Source organism: Eudoraea sp. (assembly GCF_039969275.1).
Taxonomy (GTDB): domain Bacteria; phylum Bacteroidota; class Bacteroidia; order Flavobacteriales; family Flavobacteriaceae; genus Eudoraea.
This window is the reverse complement of sequence record NZ_JBDVOC010000015.1, coordinates 263230-285069: the sequence shown is the minus strand read 5'-3', so window position 1 is coordinate 285069 and position 21840 is coordinate 263230. Positions and strand designations below refer to the sequence as shown.

Annotated in this window: 8 protein-coding genes and 1 tRNA gene; 3 read left to right on the top strand and 6 right to left on the bottom strand. The window is 38.6% G+C overall.

The features are described from left to right. Nucleotides 1-7 precede the first annotated feature (7 nt). Nucleotides 8-439 (bottom strand): ribose 5-phosphate isomerase B, encoded by a 432-nt coding sequence (rpiB, locus tag ABJH90_RS15250; protein WP_348140859.1) that lies wholly within the window; start codon nt 437-439, stop codon nt 8-10. Nucleotides 440-1053: 614 nt separating this feature from the next. Between rpiB and rnr the strand changes: the two genes are divergently transcribed. From rnr to ABJH90_RS15235, 3 genes are read left to right on the top strand one after another with little or no spacing between them, the layout of a single operon-like run. Next, entirely contained in the window at nt 1054-3243 is a 2190-nt protein-coding gene (gene rnr / locus ABJH90_RS15245) for a ribonuclease R (RefSeq protein ID WP_348140857.1), read from the top strand. A 57-nt stretch (nt 3244-3300) separates the two neighbouring features. Next, the gene (locus ABJH90_RS15240) at nt 3301-3981 is read left to right on the top strand and encodes a head GIN domain-containing protein (protein WP_348140855.1); all 681 of its coding nucleotides are present in this window, start codon (nt 3301-3303) and stop codon (nt 3979-3981) included. 17 nt (nt 3982-3998) lie between these two features. Continuing rightward, nucleotides 3999-4664: a LysE family translocator gene (locus tag ABJH90_RS15235; protein WP_348140853.1), complete on the top strand. Its 666-nt coding sequence runs from the start codon at nt 3999-4001 to the stop codon at nt 4662-4664. A gap of 42 nt (nt 4665-4706) precedes the next feature. Here ABJH90_RS15235 and ABJH90_RS15230 read toward each other — a convergent pair. The 5 genes from ABJH90_RS15230 to ABJH90_RS15210 all read right to left on the bottom strand — a co-directional run bounded on the left by ABJH90_RS15230 (nt 4707) and on the right by ABJH90_RS15210 (nt 21837). Then, nucleotides 4707-4780 (bottom strand) — tRNA-Cys (locus ABJH90_RS15230). Nucleotides 4781-4825: 45 nt separating this feature from the next. Continuing rightward, on the bottom strand, nt 4826-5185 hold the full coding sequence (folB, locus tag ABJH90_RS15225) for a dihydroneopterin aldolase (protein WP_348140851.1): 360 nt from the start codon (nt 5183-5185) through the stop codon (nt 4826-4828). Between the two features lie 45 nt (nt 5186-5230). Next, complete coding sequence (locus ABJH90_RS15220; protein ID WP_348140849.1) at nt 5231-6172, bottom strand: type IX secretion system membrane protein PorP/SprF; 942 nt, start codon at nt 6170-6172, stop codon at nt 5231-5233. Between the two features lie 20 nt (nt 6173-6192). Then, nucleotides 6193-19827 carry a T9SS type B sorting domain-containing protein gene (locus ABJH90_RS15215; RefSeq protein ID WP_348140847.1) on the bottom strand — a complete coding sequence of 4545 codons (13635 nt, stop codon included), beginning with the start codon at nt 19825-19827 and terminating at the stop codon, nt 6193-6195. Next, complete coding sequence (locus ABJH90_RS15210; RefSeq protein WP_348140845.1) at nt 19828-21837, bottom strand: type IX secretion system membrane protein PorP/SprF; 2010 nt, start codon at nt 21835-21837, stop codon at nt 19828-19830. Nucleotides 21838-21840 lie beyond the last annotated feature (3 nt).

Here is a 21840-nt window from a genome sequence, read left to right as displayed (position 1 = left end):
AATTTCTTTAGGAACAAGGTATCTTATCAACCCTTCTTTCGTGTCTCCCACCCTCAAATTCTGTATTAAGAAAAGTTTTTACCATATCTAAAGCCTGATTAAGTGAAATAAAACGGGCAGGAAGACTTAAGATGTTTGCGTTGTTGTGCTCCCTTGCTAATTCTACTATTTCTCTGTTCCAACAAAGTGCGGCCCTAATACCCTGATGTTTATTAGCGGTCATACTTGCCCCATTACCACTACCACAAATAATAATTCCTGAGTCTGCTCTCTTATTTTCAACATCAGCCGCAACAGGATGTATAAAATCAGGATAATCTACACTATCTGAGCCATCCGTACCGTGATTGATTACTTCTATACTCATCGATTTAAGAAGACCTACGATTGCCAGCTTATATTCCGTACCGGCATGATCATTACCAATTGATATTTTCATAGTATAAGGGTATTACAATTAATACAAAGTTACAAATACCATTGGTATACCTAATTCTTAATATTGTTAACATAGTAATTTATAAAAAAGTGTAACTGTTTGGTTAAGAGCTTAGTGTTTATTTTAGCGATTTGTTAATAACCAGAGGATAAGAAATAAATATAATTTTTTTTAATCTGCTCAAAAAAATGCTTTACAAAACCTGTTGATATTTAAAAAATCTTGTTTTTATTAATTAACGGAAAGATATTAAACGAAATAGTACAGTAGTTAACAATAAATAAGAAATTACTTGTAAGTAGTTCTATGTTGAAACCAGTTATTAATAGTCGTTCATAAAAAACTTAAGTTATTGATTGTTAGCTTATATAGTAATATATAAATTGTCAATAAACTCTTTTACTTGTTTATAGCAACAATTCTTTAAATCTTTTATGAGTGCTACTAACAAACAATCATAAACATCATTTTTTAGATAAATTAATAAAACAAATAATTATTTAATTGATAACTGTTGATATGTTAGTTACTAAGTCTGTTAACCTAAATGTAATTTATTGAATAGAAAGCTATGGATTATAATTCGTACTTTTCCGGGCAAATAAAAGATATTAATGTCGAAGAAGAAGAAACGGGCAAAAAGCCACAAAAAAAATGAAATTACAAAGGGTATATTCACAGTCCTGGAAAAGGAGCCATCAAAGAGTTTTAATTATAAACAAGTTGCTTCAAAGCTGGAACTTATTGATACTGAAAGCAGAAATTTGTTAATTAGAAGATTGGGTGAATTAAAAAATGCAAAACGAATACTTGAAAATTCAAGAGGTAAATACCAGGCAATCACAAATGGAAATTATTATCAGGGAAAGGTAGATATTACAGCGAGAGGAAATGCTTATGTTGTTGTAGATGAGTTAGAGAATGACGTTTTTGTACCTTATAATAGAATTAACAGAGCTTTTCATGGTGATATTGTTGAAGTAGATATATTCAATAAAAAAAGTAATAAAAAACCAGAAGGAGAAATTAAGAAGATTCTGGAACGAAAAAAGAAAAGATTTGTTGGTATAGTAGATTTACAAAAGACATTCGCATTTATAAGACCAACAGATATAAGAATGTATACAGACATCTTTGTACCTCAGGAGAACATAGGTAAAGCGAAGAATGGGGAAAAGGTACTTGTAGAAATTATTGAATGGCCTGATAATACCGAATCTCCTTTAGGTAAAATAATTGAAATACTTGGGAAACCAGGTGAACACCATACTGAAATTCATGCCATATTAGCTGAATATGGATTGCCTTCTGAATTTCCGGCAGAAGTAGAAAATTATGCAAATACCTTAGATACTTCAATAAAACAAGAAGAAATTTTAAAGAGAAAAGATTTAAGAGAACTTCTTACATTCACTATAGATCCTAAGGATGCAAAAGATTTTGATGATGCCCTATCGTTTGAAACTTTAGAAAACGGTAATTTCTCAATTGGTATCCATATTGCCGATGTTTCTCATTATCTAAAACCAGATACCGTATTAGAAGAAGAAGCTTACGAGAGAGCAACTTCTGTTTATCTCGTAGATCGGGTTGTACCAATGTTGCCAGAAGTATTATCTAATAATGCCTGTTCATTGCGGCCACATGAGGATAAATATACATTCTCTGCTATTTTTGAAATGGATGACGATTGTTCAATCAAAAATCAATGGTTTGGGCGTACAGTAATAAATTCAAACGAACGATTTGCATATGAGGAGGCCCAATATATCCTGGAAACCGGCGAAAAATCAATTCCTGAATCGGTTTCAATACGAAACAAAGCTTATACTGTAGATGAGGATACTGTTTATGCAATTAATACTTTAAATCGTTTAGCTAAAAAAATGAGGAAAAAAAGGATGGAATCCGGAGCGATTTCATTCGATAAAGTGGAAGTTAAATTCAATCTTAACTCCGAAAACGAACCGCAAGGTGTTTATTTTAAGGAAGCAAAAGACTCAAATAAGTTAATTGAGGAGTTCATGTTACTGGCAAATCGGAAAGTAGCAGAGTTTATTGGTAAACAAAAACCAATAAAAACATTTGTATACAGAATACACGATCAGCCAGATGAAGAAAAGTTAATGGCACTAAACAGTATTATTTATCGTTTTGGACATAAGCTTAACTTAAAGGATAAAAAAGCTGTTAGCAGTTCTTTAAATAAGCTTCTGGAGGATGTTAAAGGTAAGAAAGAACAAAATCTTGTAGACACTTTAGCTATTCGAAGCATGAGTAAAGCAATTTACAGCACAGACAATATTGGACATTACGGTTTGGCTTTTGATTTTTATTCACATTTTACGTCACCTATTAGGCGATACCCCGATGTATTGGTGCACAGATTGTTGCAGCATTATTTAGACGGTGGTCAATCTCCCAAAAAGGAAATTTATGAGGAACTGTGTAAGCACTCTTCAGATATGGAAGGTTTGGCGGCGAATGCGGAACGCGATTCTATTAAGTATATGCAGATAAAGTTTATGCAAGAGCATAAAGATCAAGAATTTACAGGGGTTATTTCGGGAGTTACAGAATGGGGAATTTATGTTGAAATAATTGAAAATAAATGTGAAGGCATGGTGCGAATACGAGATATAAAGGATGATTATTATACCTTTGATGAAAGGGAATATGCTATAATTGGTGAACGTACCCATAAAAAGTACCAGCTTGGAGATATGGTGAGGGTAATGGTAAAAAGCACAGATTTAGTAAAACGCCATTTAGATTTCTCACTTTTAGGCAAACCTGAGGAATAAATAATTTTTGGAATAGAATTTGTTTATTTTCATAGGATAAACACTAAAACCAACATGATGAAACAAGTAATACTCTTTGTTTTCTTCCTGTTTTTTATGCTGACGCTAAGACCTCAGGATGAAAAAATCAATATAAATTTGACGAAATTCACAGAGGTTAAAGCTTATGATGGCTTATCTGTGAACCTGATAAAATCAAATGAAGACAAGGCCGTAATTACCGGAGCAAATACAGATAAGGTTAATTTTGTAAATACTGATGGAGTTCTTAAAATACGGATGGAGATAACCAAGATTTTTAGTGGATACAGGACATTTGTAAATCTTTATTATTCACAAAATTTACTGGTAATTGACGTTAATGAAGACGCAAGAATTGCTTCGGAAGATATGATTAGTCAGGAAGTAATTGAATTAAAAGCTCAGGAGGGAGGTGAGTTAAAAATAAAAGCAGAGGTGGAACAGATGTTAATCAGATCTGTTTCAGGAGGAGTTATAGCCACCTCAGGAACATCGGATGTACAGGATGTAGCAATCAACACGGGCGGTTCTTATTTAGGAAAGGAGTTTAAAACAAAATTTACCACAGTAAATGTGAATGCAGGATCCAACGCCGAGATTTTCGCTTCAGATTATGTAAAGGCGACCGTAAAAGCCGGAGGAGAAGTGTTAGTTTTTGGTGATCCGACAAAAATGGACGAAAAAACTGTTTTTGGAGGTAAAGTAACAAGAATGTAAAGGAATTCTATAGTTTAATGATAGAAGATATTCAGGCAGCGATACCCCTAGGTTTTTTATTAGCCTTTATGATTGGGCCTGTTTTTTTTGTACTTCTGGAAACTAGCGCAACAAAAGGATTTAGGGCGGGCTTATTCTTTGATCTGGGCGTTATTCTGGCTGACATAATTTTTCTTACCATTGCATATTTCAGTAGTTTTCAATTACTTGAAAATTTAAGCAATCAGCCAGGCCTTTATGTGTTTGGCGGTGTAATTCTACTAATTTACGGCCTTACCACTTTTTTTAACAGGGATTATATAAAAGGAAAACAGGATATAAAACCGAGAAAAGGCGGTTACTTAAGTCTTTTTATTAAAGGTTTCCTGCTCAACTTTATTAATATCGGAGTGCTTGTATTTTGGCTGGGTGTTATTATAATTGTGGGCCCAAGCCTTGACAATAAATCCGATAGAATTATTGTGTTCTTTTCAACTATGCTTGGAGCATATTTCATTGTAGACATCTTCAAAATATTACTGGCCAAGCAACTTCGGCGTAAGCTTACCACAGAAAGGATTCGTTTGGTGAAAAAGGTCCTGGGAGTAATACTGGTTATATGCGGACTTGTACTTATTGTTAAAGGTTTTCTGCCAAAAGACAAATTAAACATAGAGCAGGGAATTGAATATATAAGAGAGTAACAAGTGCCTAAAAGAAAAACCTCCCATTAATTGAGAGGTTTTTGGAGGCATCGAACGGATTCGAACCGTTGTACAAGCTTTTGCAGAGCTGCGCCTAGCCACTCGGCCACGATGCCATTTAAAGGCGCAAAGGTACTATTTTTTCCAACTAAGAAAAAAACTTAAACCCTCTTTTCCTTAAGAGTTACAGTTACCATTTCTACATCCCCGTCAATAGGTGGATTTATTTTAGAAACTGAAATCACCGCCTTCGCAACACTTTTCAATTCATCAAAAACGCGATCTAATATTCTTTTTGCTACATGCTCAAGAAGTTTTGAACTGATTCGCATTTCTTCCTTAACTATTCTGTTAATGAACACATAATCCACAGTATCTGCTAAATCATCCGAAACGGTTGCTTTTTGTAAGTCCGAGAAGACTTCGACAGTAACAAGGTAGTCACTGCCAATAATACTTTCTTCCTCTAAGCACCCGTGATAGGCATACACCCTGATATTACGTACTGTAATTTTACCCACGTCTTATTAAGTTTTTGCAAACTTAACCTAAACACTTGAGATTTTTTAATAAGTACACCTGCAATTGCTAATACCCTGGAAGAGATCTACCCCAATTGTAACTACATGGGTACCCGTACTAAAACCGAGTATTTCATTCAATATAATCTGGTAGGAGTATCCGAAATAAAAATTACTTTTCTTAAGTCCAACTAATGGCGCTATATATAATGGGCTTCCCACCTGATCATTTAGAAAACGATAGGTTACACCGGCGTAGTAATAATCTTCAAAATCATACCACCTGAATTTTGCATTCAAATCGGTTACGGATCGTCCGTCACTTTCAAACCACTGAAAGAAAACAGAAGGCTCTATTTCAAAGTTGCTTTTTTTCTTACTGAATCTATAACCGGTATACAGATAATAATTCCTTAATTCGTTAGGCTCTGATATTGGATTAAACTTAGAAAGGTCTTTATCTAAAAGGTTAGAAGCGTTTAGACTGGCATAAAATTTATCTTTTCTATACAAAATACCAACATCAAAATTGTGATTGGTTGTAGAACGGTCATCAGTAACACTAGGGTCCAGACCATCAAAATTTTCAATATCTATCCTAAACTGATTGAAATTGTATGAAAGACCAAATGAAAGAAATTCATCTTCATACCTGTCCAAAGTCAAGTGGTGTGCAAAAGACAGCCTTGCCCCTCTTTGTTTTGTTTCTCCGTTACTATCATTATAAAGAATCATACCCACTCCTGAGCGGTTACCCACCCTGCCGTCAGCGGCCAAAGACTGAGTGTCTGGAGCATCTTCTATTCCTACCCACTGCGTCAGACCATTTATTCTCACTTTAATATAATCACCTATTCCCGCATAGGTTGGTGATATAACAAAGGGGTTATCTGCTAAATACTGCGATAACTGCGGAAGCGTAAGCTCTTGAGCACTCGTTGTGAATGCACAAAGTAATATTATTAAAGACAGCAATCTCTTGCTCATAATTCTTTAGGTTAAGTTCTTTATCTATAAAGGGTGAAATGTCCTACAAATTCTCTTTCATCACGTTCCCCATTCAACTTGATAACATACCAATAATCTCCTGTAGGCAACTCATTTCCATGATATATGCCATCCCATCCATTCGGAACTATCGTTTCCTCGGCGACTACCCTACCATAACGATCATATATTTTTATTAGTATTTCGGGGTAGCCTTCAATGTTATCAGGAATCCAATAATCATTCATGCCATCACCATCTGGGGTAAAGAAATTGGGGATTTCTATATCAATAAACTCCATGAATATTTGTGCGGATACTTCACACCCATTTTCATCTATTACCGTAACTGTATAGGTGCCGGTTTCTGTTATATAATAGGTGTTATCCGTACCATTATTATCATCGTTGAAATAGAATGTATAATCTTCTAGTCCGCCTCCTGCTATTGCTGTTATCTCATTAAGATTCTGTTGTTCCAGAACCAGAGTTAATGGTTCAAAAGCCATAATTTCAAAATCAGCAGTTTGTACACAACCATTGGCGTGTGAAATTGCAATAAAATGAGTTCCGGGACCAATGTTTCTAAAATCCGGATTCAATTGCATATCTGCCGGGTCTGTAGAATCTAAAGCATACATAACAGAACCGAGAACCGATGGGTCTTCCAGAGTAATATTTACATAATTTTCAGGAAGAATATCTGTACATTCATAAACCGGTTCTACAATAGCATTTAAGTTAACACCCGGATCAATTACAACAATTACGTTAATTTCACAATCCTGAGCATCACGCACAAATATAACATAGGTACCGGCAGCCAGACCTGCGAATGAAGTTTGACCTAATACATAATCTGCAGGATTATTAGAATTAAATGCCGTACTATATGGTGCAGTACCTCCCGAGATATTTAACGTAATTGAACCATCTTCACTTCCCAGACACACCTCAGCTAAGGCGGTATAAGTAACGTCTAGAGGTGCTGGCTCTGTAATAGTGAACTGGAATGGTATAAAGCACCCGTTTTCATCCTGGGCAATTACATCGTAAACTCCCGGTTCAAGATCAACAAAAGTATTTTCAGTATCAAATTGATTCAAGTTTGGCGTAATGGCGTATTGTATGGTACCGGTACCTCCAGAAACTTCAACTGTTATCGTTCCATCATTTTGTCCCGCACATGTAACATCTGTGAATTCTTGCCTGTCTATTTGGAGAGGCATAGGTTCGGTGATAATTATCTCATTTGAAACCTCAATACAATCCATGCTTGTCACTCGAACATAATAACTGCCGGCAATTAGCATAGAGAAGGTTCCACTTGCTTGTGGTCCGGAAATTAGATTAGTTAAAGCGGCGTCGCCAAACAATTCGTAAGAATAGCTGCCTAAACCTCCAAATGCTTGTGCTATAATTGTTGCCGTCGCTTCGCCCGTACAATTTATGATCGCAGCGCTATCATCTATGACGATAGACAATGGGATTATAGCATCTATAGATACCTGATTGGAAATAGTTGCTTCACAACCAAAAGAATCACGCACATAATATTGATATACCCCGGCCGGAACAGTAAATACATGAGTATTACCTCCCGACATTGACAAATAAGCTAAGCCATCCGTGCTATATTCATATGGTGCAGTTCCTCCTGTAGCCGTCAATTCAATTTCCGCCATGTTTGTACATGTAAGAGGAACCAGTTGAATTAATGAACCAGCAACATCTGTTGGTTCAGTAATAGCAACCTGAATTGTCTCCACATCGCAATTCCATCCATCAGAAACGGTAATGCTGTATATTCCAGCACCAATGTTGTTGAACACTGGAGTGGTTTGTCCACCACTACTAAAATCTATAACAGTTCCGGTTGGATCATAATAATTCAATTGATATTGATAGATACCTTGTCCTCCGATTACATTTATAGCTGTAACCGTGGCATTCGTATCACCATAACAAACTAGTGTAGTAGGTGTTGCAGTAATGTCTGCCGTGATCGGAACTGGCTGAACCAAAATTTCGGTATCATTAAGAATACAACCACCATCATCTGTAATAGCAATGGTATAATTGCCAGCCGAAAGCCCGGTAAACAGGTAACTATTTACATCAGCTATGGTATATACCGCAGCGGTTGTTGTATTTGTCAATACTATATCATAAGGCGCATAGCCTCCTTCAGGATCTACCAAGATTTCACCCTGATCATTGTAACAGGTTACATTAGATACCTCACCTACTGTTGCAGTAAGAGGCATATCTGGTGAAACAATCGTGATAATATTGGAATCCTCAACACATAAAGGTGCCACAGTTTCAGTTATCCTTACAAAATAGTTTCCACCGGAAAGACCTGAAATAGTTAAAGGATTTGTCGTCGTATCTCCTAAACCTGTTATTCCAGTGCTAACACCAGCAGCGGTAAACACTTCATAACTATAGGCACCAGTATAGCCGGTTACATTTACTTCAAGAGCTCCATTTGTATCTCCGAAACACACCACAGGTAATGTAGCAGTTGCTATTGCGTCTATCAGATCATATGGGGCTATCGTATAAGGCGCAGTATCTACATAACATCCTGTTGCGGTATCAGTAATTCTGAAGGTATAGCTTCCTACTGCAGTTAAATCAAATTCTGCTGTAGTGTTTGAGGGTGTTGCTGTTAAAACGCCATTAGGATTGCCTAATGGTAGCAATTCGTATGTATACGAATTGGCCGGATTGCCATCATCTGTAACGGAGATTGTTATTTCTTCCGGACCGGCGCAAGAGATTGCAGCATCCTGAGAAACCATTACCGTAAACACATTTAAAGGATCAATGACTACTGCATCCATAGCTGTACAACCGTTTGCATCTCTCGCATAAACAGTGATATTTTGAACAGCGGCATTATCTACAATATCAAATATGTTTGATGTCTGGAAATTGATGTTATCTATACTGTATAAATACGGACTCGTTCCTGTTCCTGCGCCTACTGTTGCAGTAATTGTAGCTGTATTCACAGTATTATTTGGATTACAGCTAAATGCTGTAGTTACCGCAGATACTGTTAACACAGATGGTTCGTTTATAACAACAACTTCTCTCAACGAACATCCTCTTTCTGAGATTGCTTCTACTTCGTAGGAACCAGCAGGCAAGCCGTTAAAAACAGGACTTGTTTGCGGACCACTTATGAGAACAGAGAAGGAATCATATAGGTTATATGTATAGATTGGGTTATCATTTACCCCCGGAGCAACCGGCGCAAGGTTTATGGTAATACTACCATCACTCAGTCCATTACAAGAGACATCTACCACGGTATGTGGGTCAAATGTAACAGGAGTTGGTGCATCTAATTCCTGCGTTATATTTTTTGTACAAACCGGATTAGTAGTGTTCAAATCGGTTACTACAAAAGAATAGGTTCCAGCCTGATTTAATCCCGTGAATACACCTGTATTATTGACTGCCGATGTAATCAGATCCGGGAATGTCACTGTATAATTAAGATTGGCAGAACCTCCGGTAACTGTAATTGTAATTTCTCCATCTGGGGTTACAGTACAATCAATTGGTTTTACCACGGTACTTATTAAGGACATTTCCTCATAGAGTACTTCCGGACCTATAGTTGCGGTACAAGACCACTGATCCGTAATTTGAACTTCGTAAGAACCAGCACCAAGACCGGAGAATACGACTGAAGTTTGTGGCGCACCAAAAGGGGCTCCGTCTTTGATCAATTGATAGGTATAATTACTTCCTTGACCGCCAGCTGTTCCTACTACTTCAATTTCTCCCTGAAGATTGGTACAGTTTTCCTGATTAATCTGCAAAATAGCCGTAATTGGAGCAGGGTCTGCAAGGACAATATTATTCTGGATCATCTCCTCACAACCACTTGAATCAATTACCCACGCTTCATAGGTACCAACCACAAGGTTTTCAAACCTTGGACTGGCTAGGTAATCACCTGGACCGGTTGGCGCAACTGTGCCTACATAGTAGGAATAGCCACCCCATCCACCTTGAACATCAATAATTTCAATGATTCCGTCATTACCAAGACATGTAATTGGTGTTACATTGGTATTGGCGGTAATTGCTGCCGGTGGACCGGCAATATTGAATAATTGAGTATTTGTACAATTAGGATGGTTGTTTTGAATAACTTCCACGATATAATCGCCTGCAAATAAAGTAATTACAGCAGTTGGTCCGTTTGTTGGGCTTGTTCCGTTTTTCACAGGAATATCGTCTGCAAGGTTTGCAGGAGTACCATTGGTATCATAGATGGTCCAATCAAAAGGCCCTACGTAAGTTGCATCGGTTAATTCCAGAGTGACTTCTCCTGTTTCAGTACCAAAACAAATGACATCCTGTAATTTAGTAACTACTATATCAAAGGTATTAGGATCCATTATAGTCTCAGAAGCAGTTAAAATACAACCAGTGTCAACATGCCTTATTAAGAAATTATAGGCACCAATATCCAAGCCACTAAACACATTTGAGGCCTGGTAAGTAGCGCCGTTGTCGATACTGTATTCAAATTTGGCCGGATCGTTCGTAGTGGATATTACTGTTATGGTAATTTCACCATCCATACCCGGATTACATGTTATTGCATTAGTAATCGCTGCACTAGCCGTCAGTAATTCATCGTATGGTAAAATTATTGCGGTTGTAGAACCAAGACATCCATTGCTGTCATAGACATTAATAGTATAACTACCGCCATTAACATCAGTTTCTATATAGGTAGTGTTTGATCCTGTTTGAACCACTACATCATCCCCTGGTGCTGGAGTTCCCTGGTCATTTATGAATTCATAAATTGCATAAACTCCGCTTCCACCAGTAATTGAGGCATCATCTACTGTAATAGTAGCATTATTTGGATTATTACCTGAAGTACAACCAAATTCAACAACTATTGGAGCAGGTACACTCATAATGGCCGGCTCTGTAATGGTAATTGAAAAGATATCTGTAAAACAATCATTAACCCCTGTTCCCCTTACATCATAGGTTCCGGCAGGAACGTTTTCGAAGGTTTTGTCATTTAAAACCACACCAACAGGCATAGGAGTTAAGGTATAAGTCAATGGATTATTACCATTGTCTATTTCAATCAATGTTATCGAACCATCTGCCCCTCCGTTACATGTAACATTGGTGTGTATTTCCGAAAATATTGGAAGTATAGCGGCAGGGACATCTACCGTAATACTTTGCGGACAATTAGGCGGGGAAGTGCCAATGTCATAAACACTAACAACATAAGATCCAGCACCACTGGCTCCAGTCCAAATATATGGATTGCCTGGTAGGGCAACACGGGCCAGGTCAATAGCACCAGGGCCATCTATTTCAATTTCATAATTACCTGAGCCCGATGTTACTTCAATCGTAAGTTCTGCATTGGCTGCAGCTCCGGGTTCACAATCCAGCAATGTAGTTTGCATCACTGTAAATTCCAGAGGAGGTATTATCGTAAATGGTTCGGCATCTGCACAACCATTTACGTCGCGAACTTCTATGTTTTGGGCGGCACCCGAATTTAATCCAGAAACGAGATATTGGTTACTGCCATCAAAAACTATATTTTGGAATGGCCCTCCATTAATGCTCAACTGGTATGGTGCTATACTGGGAGCATCAAGAGTGACCAGAATCTCAAACATTCCTTCTGCAACACATTCATCTACTATTGCCAGTGAAATATCTGGTGTTGCATCTAAGGCCACGGTAACAGGGTCGAATTGTATACAATCGTAAGCATCTTTCACGTAAACAATATAATCTCCGGATTCTACATTCGCCGTAGTGCTTGTTGTCCATCCAGGAGAAGCCGCAGTTGGGGCTGGAGCCGTATTAAGCAAGTATTGGAATTCATATGGTGCGGTACCAAACTGAGGTGTCGCGGTAATAACTCCGGCATTTACATTACAATTGTCATTTATTGGAGATGCTGCTGTAACGGCCAAAACGTTAGACGATTCGTCAATGGTAAAATTAGAAGAACCAATTGAACAGCCGGCAAATGCCCCATTAACCTCCGTTAATAAAACATAATATATACCCGGAGGTAAGGTTGCGAAATTAGATATGCTTACTGGCCCAGCAGGCGGATTTACTGCTGCAGAACCGGTAAAAGTAGTGCTAACATTAGACTGTGCATTAAAAATCTCATAGTCCACTTGTGTGGCACCAACATCAAAATTATCAAAAGTAAAACTCACATTACCATCAGCCGCTCCTGTACAAGTGACATTAGCCTCAACCAGGGAGGATATGGTCATGTTTGAAGGGGAGCTTATTGGCGCAGCAGCCGTTTCAAAATAATAGCAATTAGTCGTCAAATCATGAACCACAAAGGTGTAAGTTACCCCTGGTATAAGCGACGTAAATGTAGAAGTATCTCCACCAACAACATCCGGAGCCTGATAAGAAGCCGAATAAGGAATGATATAACTATCTAAAATTGCAAACTCATAATTACCACTACCTACAGCAGATGATACTGTAACAATAGCTGTACCACCTGCCGCGCAACTTGCGGTTAGGGTTGACACATCAATATCCAAATCATTTGGAGGCGACGCAATAATATTTGTGGTTCTTAAAGAACAACCATTAGCGTCAACTACATCAACTTCGTAAATACCAAATTCAAGGATAGCAAAGGTATGATCTTCACCTCCGGCAGTTGTTAAATAAGATGCAGAATAGCCGTTATTACCTGTTAAGTAATAGGTGTATTCTGCTGTACCTCCAGTAAGGTTTTCTACAGTAATAGACCCCGGATCTGTTCCCGTTAACGGGTTACAGGTAATAGGGATCAAATTAATATTATAAACAATAGCGTTTGGTTCATTTATAGTTACCGCAAAAGGAAGAGAAACACACCCCTTCGCGTCCGTGATAGTAACTTCATAGTCACCAGCAGGAAGACCCGTTGTCTGGGTTCCATAATTTGTTGTTGAAATAGTTTCTATAACCTCTATTACATATGGAGGGCTGCCAATAGAAGTATCTATAACTACGTCTAGCATTCCCGTACTATCTCCATTACAAAGAATATGTGTTGGTGTTACTGTTGTAATTACAGGAGTATCTGCAGGGCTGATAATAACCGAATTAGTGGTTACAATACATGCAGCAGGTGCTGTTGTGTCGGTTACTCGGAAAACATAGGTACCCGCTGTGTTAGAACTAAAGACATTCCCAACGAAATTGGTGTTAAAATAAGTTACACCTGCATCATTAGACCATTCATAGGAATATGTACCGGAACCACCACTAGCATTTATAGTAATAGATGCAGGGGCCAAACAAGTAAGGTCTGTGGTTAAAACTGCGTTGGCTGCCAGCCTTGGATTAATAGTTACATTTTGTTGTACACCTATACATCCATAAGAATCTTTAACATCTATAGTATAATTACCTGATGAAAGGTTGCCAAATGTATAGCTTGTTGCAGTAGATGGTGTAGGCGTTAGCCATGGACCACTATTGATACTGAATTGAAATCCTCCGTTACCCGGAAGTGAAGTTACATCTACAAGGATTGTTCCGTCGTTAGCACCACTGTAACATGCTGTTGGCGTGGTTGTAAATGTTGGATTCACAGGTGCAACTACCGTAATAGGTGCATCTATTGGATCTTCGCAATTATTTGTATCTCTTACTCTTACGATATAATCTCCGGCAGGAACACTTACGAAATCAACACCGGCCTGATAAGCCGTAATTATGCCACCCACATTATCTTCTAATTGATATTCATAACTTGGCGTTCCTCCAATTGCACTGGCAGTTATCGTAGCTCCCGTATTGTTACAAGTAAACTCCACTGTAATACTTGCAGAAGCAACTAAAGGAGCTGGTTCAGTCAGGGTTTCAGAAAGTGTAACAGCACAAGAATTATCTAGAAAATCTCTAACTTCAATAGTATGTGCCCCGGCACTTAAACTAGTAGCGGTTACAGGAGAAACTGTTTGTGGAGCTGAAAAAGCACCTCCATTTACAGAGTATTCAAACCCATTTATAAGGTCGAAGTTTTCAACTTCAAAAGTAATAGTACCATCAGCCGAACCGTTGCAACTTAGATTGGTAAAATTAGTAATGTTTGCGTCAAAGGCATTTCCAGCCACTATAATAGCAGCCGTATCCACCGTACATCCACTCCCATAATCTACCGTAATGGGATGACTGCCAATGGCCACATTATTAAAGACATTAGAAGCTTGCAGCGCTCCTCCGTCTATGCTGTACATATAAGAAGGATCATTAGGTAATACCGTAATATTTCCTGTACCATCGCAATTGTATGTGACGGTCGTACTTAAAATTGGCTCAACAGGTAAAGGGGCTATTATAACATCCGGGATCGTTATAGAACAGGAAACCGCATTTGCATCCCTTACCCTAATTGAATAGGTACCATCTATAAGACCCGTAAAGGTTGTTCCGCCAGGCGTAGATGCCGTCCAGGAACCTCCATTAAGACTATATTGATAATCTCCCGAACCTCCCGTTGTTGGGGTTATACTTCCTACCGTTATTTCACCTAATTGAAGACAGGTATATGGCTGTGTTTGAACAGCTTCTGCAACTAATTGAGCAGGCTCAATGACATCTATTGAAGCGGTCTCTTCACAATTGTTCGCATCTCTTACCCTTATAGGATATGTACCTGCGGGAAGGTTTACAAAATTTCCTGTTGCCTGGTAGGTTGTTCCATTATCTATGCTGTATTCATATGGACCCATTCCATCAGCAGCAACTATAGTAATAGTTCCATTGCTATCTCCAAAACATATGGTAGGAGTTGATGTTGGGGTAATTATTATAGGCGCATCCTGTACAATAGTTATGTCGGACATGGCTTCACAAAATGCTACATTTCCATTGTTATCACGTACGTATACATCATAGTCCCCGGCACCTGTAACAGTTATAGGGTTTACAATCCCGAAATCTCCTGGAATTGGAGGTACTCCATCGGCAACAATAGCAAAAACAAAATTACCATCACCACCGGCTGCACTCACAGTTACATCTGTTGTAGTTCCACAGGCGGTTATATTAGCTGCAGAAGCAGTCACTGTTAATTCCGGATTTATGGTTATTGTATCTGTACCAGTACAGTTGTTTCCATCAATTACGTCAATGGTGTAAGTACCTGGACCTAAACCTGCAAATACATTGTTTGTATCATATAAGCCTCCGTTAATTCGGTATTCAAAGTTGCCGTCACCACCAGATGTTACATTTGCTGTTAATGTTAAACCAGTTAGGTCATCATAACAAACATCATTTGGTACAATAGCTAATACAGGCGGTAATGCGACATTCAAATCAAATGTTGTAGTAACAACACAACCATTCGCATCAGTTACCGATGCAATATATGTTCCTAATTGGACAAGACCAGCGAAAGCGCCAGTTGCATTAGTCACAATTGTAACTGTATCAGGATAGGTTAAAGAATAATTATAACCTCCCCAACCATCAACCGCAGTAAGTATTACACTACCTGGGTCTGTACAAGTGGGCTGAGTTTCACTAGCCGATAACACAAGGGCCGCGGCTGGGGCGCTTACCGTGACACTTGCTGTGTCTGTACAGTTTGTATCGTTATCTGTTACTGTAATATCATAAGTTCCCGCAGCCAGATTAGGCAGGGATATTGTTGCGCTTGTTTCTCCTAAACCACTAAATGCAGATGGTCCGGTTACAGTATAGTCGTATGAAGTGGCGAAGCCGGAAACGGTGTATAAGACCTCTCCATCTGTATCACCAAGGCAGGAAATATTGCTTATCAACTGTCCTACAACCCCAATAGGAGTTACGGGAGCAATCGTATAACTTTCTTCATAAACACAACCTTTATCATCTGTAACCCTGAGGGTATAAGTGTCTGGCGTGAGGCCATCAAAGTCTGCAGAATTACCGGAAGTTGAGGTTGCCGGAATTGCCGCAGGTGCTATAATTTCAAAAACAAAAGGGGTATTTCCGTCAACTACGGAGACAGTAATATCAGATGTAAGCGCTGGACACGTAGGCGTTGAGGCTGTGAAAGTCAAGTCGCTGGGTTCATTCAGGGGATCAATCGTCACAGGATTGGTTATAAAAACACAACCATTGGCATCTCTTACCGTAATGTTATAGGTACCATCTGTGAGGTTAGAAAAAGTTTCTGCACCAGCTCCGGATACAAAATTCACTCCATCAATGCTATATTCATAAGGAGCAAAACCACCAGTAACTCCCTGTGCTTCAATAACTCCTAATTGTATACAGGTATAATTTTGAACTAAAACAGCAGAAGCGGATAAACCATTTACTGGCCCTGAGATTGTATAATCTTCAAAGAAATCGCAAGAGGCACTTCCTTTACGCTGATTTAGCCTAACCGTATAATCCCCTTGGGGCAGTCCATTGAAAATACCAGAAGAATTACTGGCTATCTCAACACCACTAGAATCAATAAGGAAAAAAGTTAATTGATATCCGTTACTATTTGTTATATTAAATGAAATTGAGCCATCAGAAGCACCATAACAAGTTTCATCTATAACTGTAGTTGGGTCATAGGTTACTGAAGGAACCAGAACAATAGTTACAGTATTTGAAATAGCAAAACAGTTGTTTCGATCAACAACAACAAATGTATAGTCACCTGGTATTAAAACATCAAAGATCTGACTAGTCTGAAATTCAGACGGGGGGATGTCTCCGGGAGTTGGGTATGAAGTAACCGTATTCCCTAATTCATCTACAAAGGACCATATAGCATATGTATGTGGTGTCTTGCCTCCAGTAGATTCCATTAGAATATTTCCTTCTTTACAACTAATATGTTGCGAAACCCTGGCTTCGAGATCCAGGTCAGATTCATCAACAATAATGACTTGTTCATTATAGGAACATCCATCATCTGTAGTTACATCTACATCATAGGTGCCGGGATTAAGATTTAGAAAGGTATAGTTATTATCTACAGTTGGCCCATGTGTATCTACGGTTGTACCGCCTTGTGATATTTCATAATAATATTGCGGCTCTACATCTAAAACGGAAATAGATATCTCGCCCAGACCATTACAGTCCGTATTTTCAGTTGTAATGTCTACTTGAAAATTACGGCTAAGCACACCTATATCTTCCAATCTGAAAATACAACCATCTACTACTCCTTGCTGACGCATTTCTACTGTATATGCACCATTTGAGTTAATTGTAAAACTAGGACCATTTAACGCGCTATATGGCACAAGAATGGCCCCACTAGTGGCATCCAGAAGTTGATATTCGTAATCAACAGGCATATTTGTTACGGTAATGTTTCCTGGTGAAAGGCAAATAAGATCTGTAACGTTATATTGTGGATCAAGCGGATTTTTGAAGATATTAAAGTAAAACCTACTAAAACATCCGTTTTGATAATTGATAATCAGCCTGTATTGACCGGCATCTGTAGCAACGAAATTGTTCCCCGTTCCTACATTGTTCCACGAACATCCGGAATCCTTATTGGCGCAATCTGCAACCGAAGCACCACAACTTGCTTCATCAAGCTGCTCCCATTCAATGCTATCTGCATCGGGAATATTAATTTGAATGAGTTCGGTGTCGTTCAACCCACACAGGAATATTTTTGGTAATAAATCTCCGTCATTAGGGCAGGTAACCACCTCTCCCTCCACAGTATTTGTGGGATCATTTATTAAGGTAACTATAGGGTTTATCTGGGTAGTTCCAAACAATTCCACTGTTATAATTTCCTGAAATCCTTTACAAGGATCAGCAACTATTTTATCTACAATATAAATACCAACCTCAGTAATAAGAAGCGTACTAGGATCACCATCAGGGTCTCCGTCGTTTAACAAAGTATCACCCGGGTCAATTAAACCATCCAGATTCTCATCTTTATACCAGACATAAGAATCAAAATTGTCACCGGCATCAAGGAGTAAATCATCACCACAAAGCTGAACGGTTCTGTTGTAATCACAACTTTCTAGATCATCCAATAAAAAGTTCGTAGCACCTGGGGTAACAAAACCACAATTATCAAAGTCAGACACACTGGGGTCGTCCGTTATCTGTGCAGTATTGATTACGCCTTGATAGGTAGAGTAAGCCTGATTTGCTATTAAATCTGTACAGGCATCTACAAAATCAAAACAGTTTTCGGCAACTTTCACCCTAAGTCTAATTTCAGAAAGTGGATCCCCTTCCTCAATCAGATTTGGTGGGATACTGAAGGATATTGCATGAGCCACAGGATCGTAAACATAGGTTACTCCAGGAGGCAAGACAAGGTCCGATTCTATTACAGTCACATTTGTTGGCAATACATCTCTTAAGACATAATTGGCAGCGTCATCATTACCAATATTTTGAAAGCCAAGGACATAGTCTAATAACTGCCCTAAGTTTACACCTAAACCGGTAATATCGTTACCCGCAATATCTTCTACTGTCTTCTCTACAACAATATTGGGTTCTATTATCTCAACATTAAAGGAGTTAAAGAAAGGATAATATTGATCTCCACTTGATGTAAATCTAAAAGTGGCATCAGTTTCGGCGTTGGGGATCACAGAATTTAACGGATTATTCAAAAGAAAGATATCCGTATCATAACCCAAAGTATTTACACTGTTAGGATTACGGTTATTGGTAATAGCGCCATCTAGAGTAATATTACTATTGAAAAAGTTATTCGCGGGGTTTACTGCATTGCTAATAGTCGTAAATCCAGGATTACTGGCCGCTCTGATTCGCATTCTATCACCAGTAATTCTATTATCACCTTCTAATGCAGCGGCTCCCAAGGTTGCCCTTACAGGGCCAACGGGAATGGTGTTAAACCCGCTATAGTTGATATCCACAGTAGGATTAGCACTTCTTACCCGGGCAAATCCATCGAAGGTTGTAATTAATTTTCCTGATAATGTGGGGTTCTCATAAACAATAATCAGCGTCCAGCCACCGGCTGCACCTCCACCAGGAGATAACGATCCTACTACAGAACGAATATTTGCAACGGTATAATCCCCTGAAGGATCTGCCAAAGGGGTTATAAGCGATGTTACATCTGCATAACAGGCATATGGACTATTTTGCGTAACGGAAGGATCTCCGCTGGTGAATCCGTCAAATAAAACCTCATCTGCGGTGACATCAATATACGCACCTCCGGGAACCATTAGTTTTACCTGGTTAAAATCGTTTTGCCTCCCTGTGCCTAAAGCCTGACCGGCCTGAGCACTTGGATAAGTAGCTGACCAGTAAAGGCCTGCATAACGAATTAAATTACAGTTGGCTTGTGGAAAGTTAAAGGTTGCTCTACTGGAACTAAAAGTAGAAGCATCACTATCCACGTCAATATACTGCATGTTCAGCCAGTCATTGTAGGTGGAAGAGTTTCCGGTAGAATTATACGGATCATTCGGTTCTGTATTACCCGTACCTCCATTTCGGTTAACAATATTGTTGGCTATGAAAGTCAGGTCACCCCTAAGGTTATTCTGATACCTAACTTCAAAATTGTTGAATTCTTGTGAAATACCTATATAGGAAAATAACACCACACAGGCAAAAAGAATATTTTTAGCAAAGGTTGGTTTCATCTAGGTTATTAAGTTTGGTGTGACGCGCATGATCCACATTTTGTCATCATATGCGTCATTTAGTTTAGAGTAGTAAGATATGAGAGCATTGTTCCAGGATTCGTGTCGCTTTAAATAAACATACCGATAGTTATTTTCGGGATTTATAAAGTAGCTGGCACTAAGGCCCTGGGAGTTTAATAATTTTACGAAACGATTGGCATTTTTAGGATTTGCAAATACATTTGCTATTATGTAATAAGCAGATGCAATACCTTTAATAAATTGACTTTTCGACTTTGGCTCGCTACCTGTTACATTATCCCTGACAACAACATTCTTTTGAAGAACATCAGTGTCATATTCGGACGATTTCTCACGAACTTTATTCGAATTTTCAGCATAAGCCTCGTTGGTATAACGATTTTCTACATTCATCACCCATAGCTCGCCGCTATAGGTTCCATTTATTCCGGATTTGTGTGCGGCCAGTGCCTCCTTCCAGGTATCGTATCTCTTTAGATATACATACTTTAATCCGTTTTTAGGATTGTCGATATAATCAGCGTCTAAGCCCTGATTATTAAGATTGTCTATGAATTTATTCAGGTAGTGTTCGCCCTTGTAAACATTCGCAACCACATAGTATCCATTTTCCACACCATCCAGATCTCTGAATTTTTGGCCCTTGACATTGTTCCGTTTAGCTTCCTGAATAAATACGTCTGCCTGAGTTTTCTTCTTGACTATAGGCTTGTACTCAGCAGGACTTCGCTTCTCAACATTTTCGACAAGCGCTGTTTTGTCATTATTAAGAAAATACATTTCCCTGGCCTTTTCTTCAAGATCAGGTCGCTCCCCATTGGTTTCATTACGCACCATGCGCATAACCATTTCAAATCTTCTTTCAAGATCTTTTTCGCGATTTGTCTCCATAGAGTCCTGTCTGAACATCAGTTCAGCAAGAATCGCATCATTTTCGGCCAGACGACGCTTGAGTTCTGTAATCTCCTCCTCATCGGAAGCGAGAGATTCTTCTATTGCCTCTTGTTCTTCTTCAATATTTGCGATTGCTTCTTCGCTTTCTTCTAACATTACCCTGTCTTCAGTAAGGTTAGGTGTGAAAGAGTAAGCAAAAGAAATTTCATGGGTAGTACCAAAGTTGTCAAGACTATTAGCTAGACCTTTCTCCATGGTATATCCAAGAGAAAGTCTTTTTCCAAGGTTAAAACCAATTCCGGCTGAAGCTCCATAATAACTATCATATCCGGCCTGCACCCAACCTAGTTTAGGCAGGTCGAAAATAATATTACCGCCTAAAACAATATCTTCCTGGCCAACTTGTCTTACCCGGGCCAATGGCATCAAACGAGAATTTTCAAATACTCCTGCGTTATTTTCTAACTCATAGGTATACTGTAAGTGAGCTGAGAAGGTTTTGTCCTCAAAGTCTGTAATAGATTCACTTGTTTTCAGGTTATAATCAAATAGGTTTTCGGCAAACACACCGAAATCAAACTGGTTATATGAAATGTTAAATCCTGGTTGAAAGGAAAGTAGAGAACTATCCTGAAAACCACTCAGCAGCGGATCTATTTCAATAGGATTAGCTCTGTTTTGATCCAGGCCACTACTGTAATACGATAAATTTGCTCCAAAGGTGAAATTACTTTTATCACTTAATTTCACACCATAAGCATAATTGGCTAATACTCCGTAATTACTAACAACCCCTTCCCTCTGCGTGTATAGACTTAACCCCAGTCCGGATCTATCGTTAATCCTACCACTGTAACTAAGGAAATATAACTGATTATTATCATCAAAAGATACCGATTGGTTTCTGTGCAAAAGATTTATATATGACAAGTCCTCACGAACCGTTGAGAAAGTCGGATTTATCAGAAACCGATTAAACTTTAATAGGTTCTGGGAAGGCACATCATAAGAGATAAAAGGATTATCTTCCTGCGCACTTACTTTGGTAAGCGCCATGATGAACAATAACAGGTATGCTAGTTTAAATTTCATTTT

Coding starts and splice junctions, on each gene's coding strand:
- rpiB (WP_348140859.1), bottom strand. CDS start 439: ATGAAAATATCAATTGGTAATGATCATGCCGGTACGGAATATAAGCTG.
- ABJH90_RS15215 (WP_348140847.1), bottom strand. CDS start 19,827: ATGAAACCAACCTTTGCTAAAAATATTCTTTTTGCCTGTGTGGTGTTA.
- ABJH90_RS15240 (WP_348140855.1), top strand. CDS start 3,301: ATGAAACAAGTAATACTCTTTGTTTTCTTCCTGTTTTTTATGCTGACG.
- rnr (WP_348140857.1), top strand. CDS start 1,054: ATGTCGAAGAAGAAGAAACGGGCAAAAAGCCACAAAAAAAATGAAATT.
- ABJH90_RS15235 (WP_348140853.1), top strand. CDS start 3,999: ATGATAGAAGATATTCAGGCAGCGATACCCCTAGGTTTTTTATTAGCC.
- ABJH90_RS15210 (WP_348140845.1), bottom strand. CDS start 21,837: ATGAAATTTAAACTAGCATACCTGTTATTGTTCATCATGGCGCTTACC.
- ABJH90_RS15220 (WP_348140849.1), bottom strand. CDS start 6,172: ATGAGCAAGAGATTGCTGTCTTTAATAATATTACTTTGTGCATTCACA.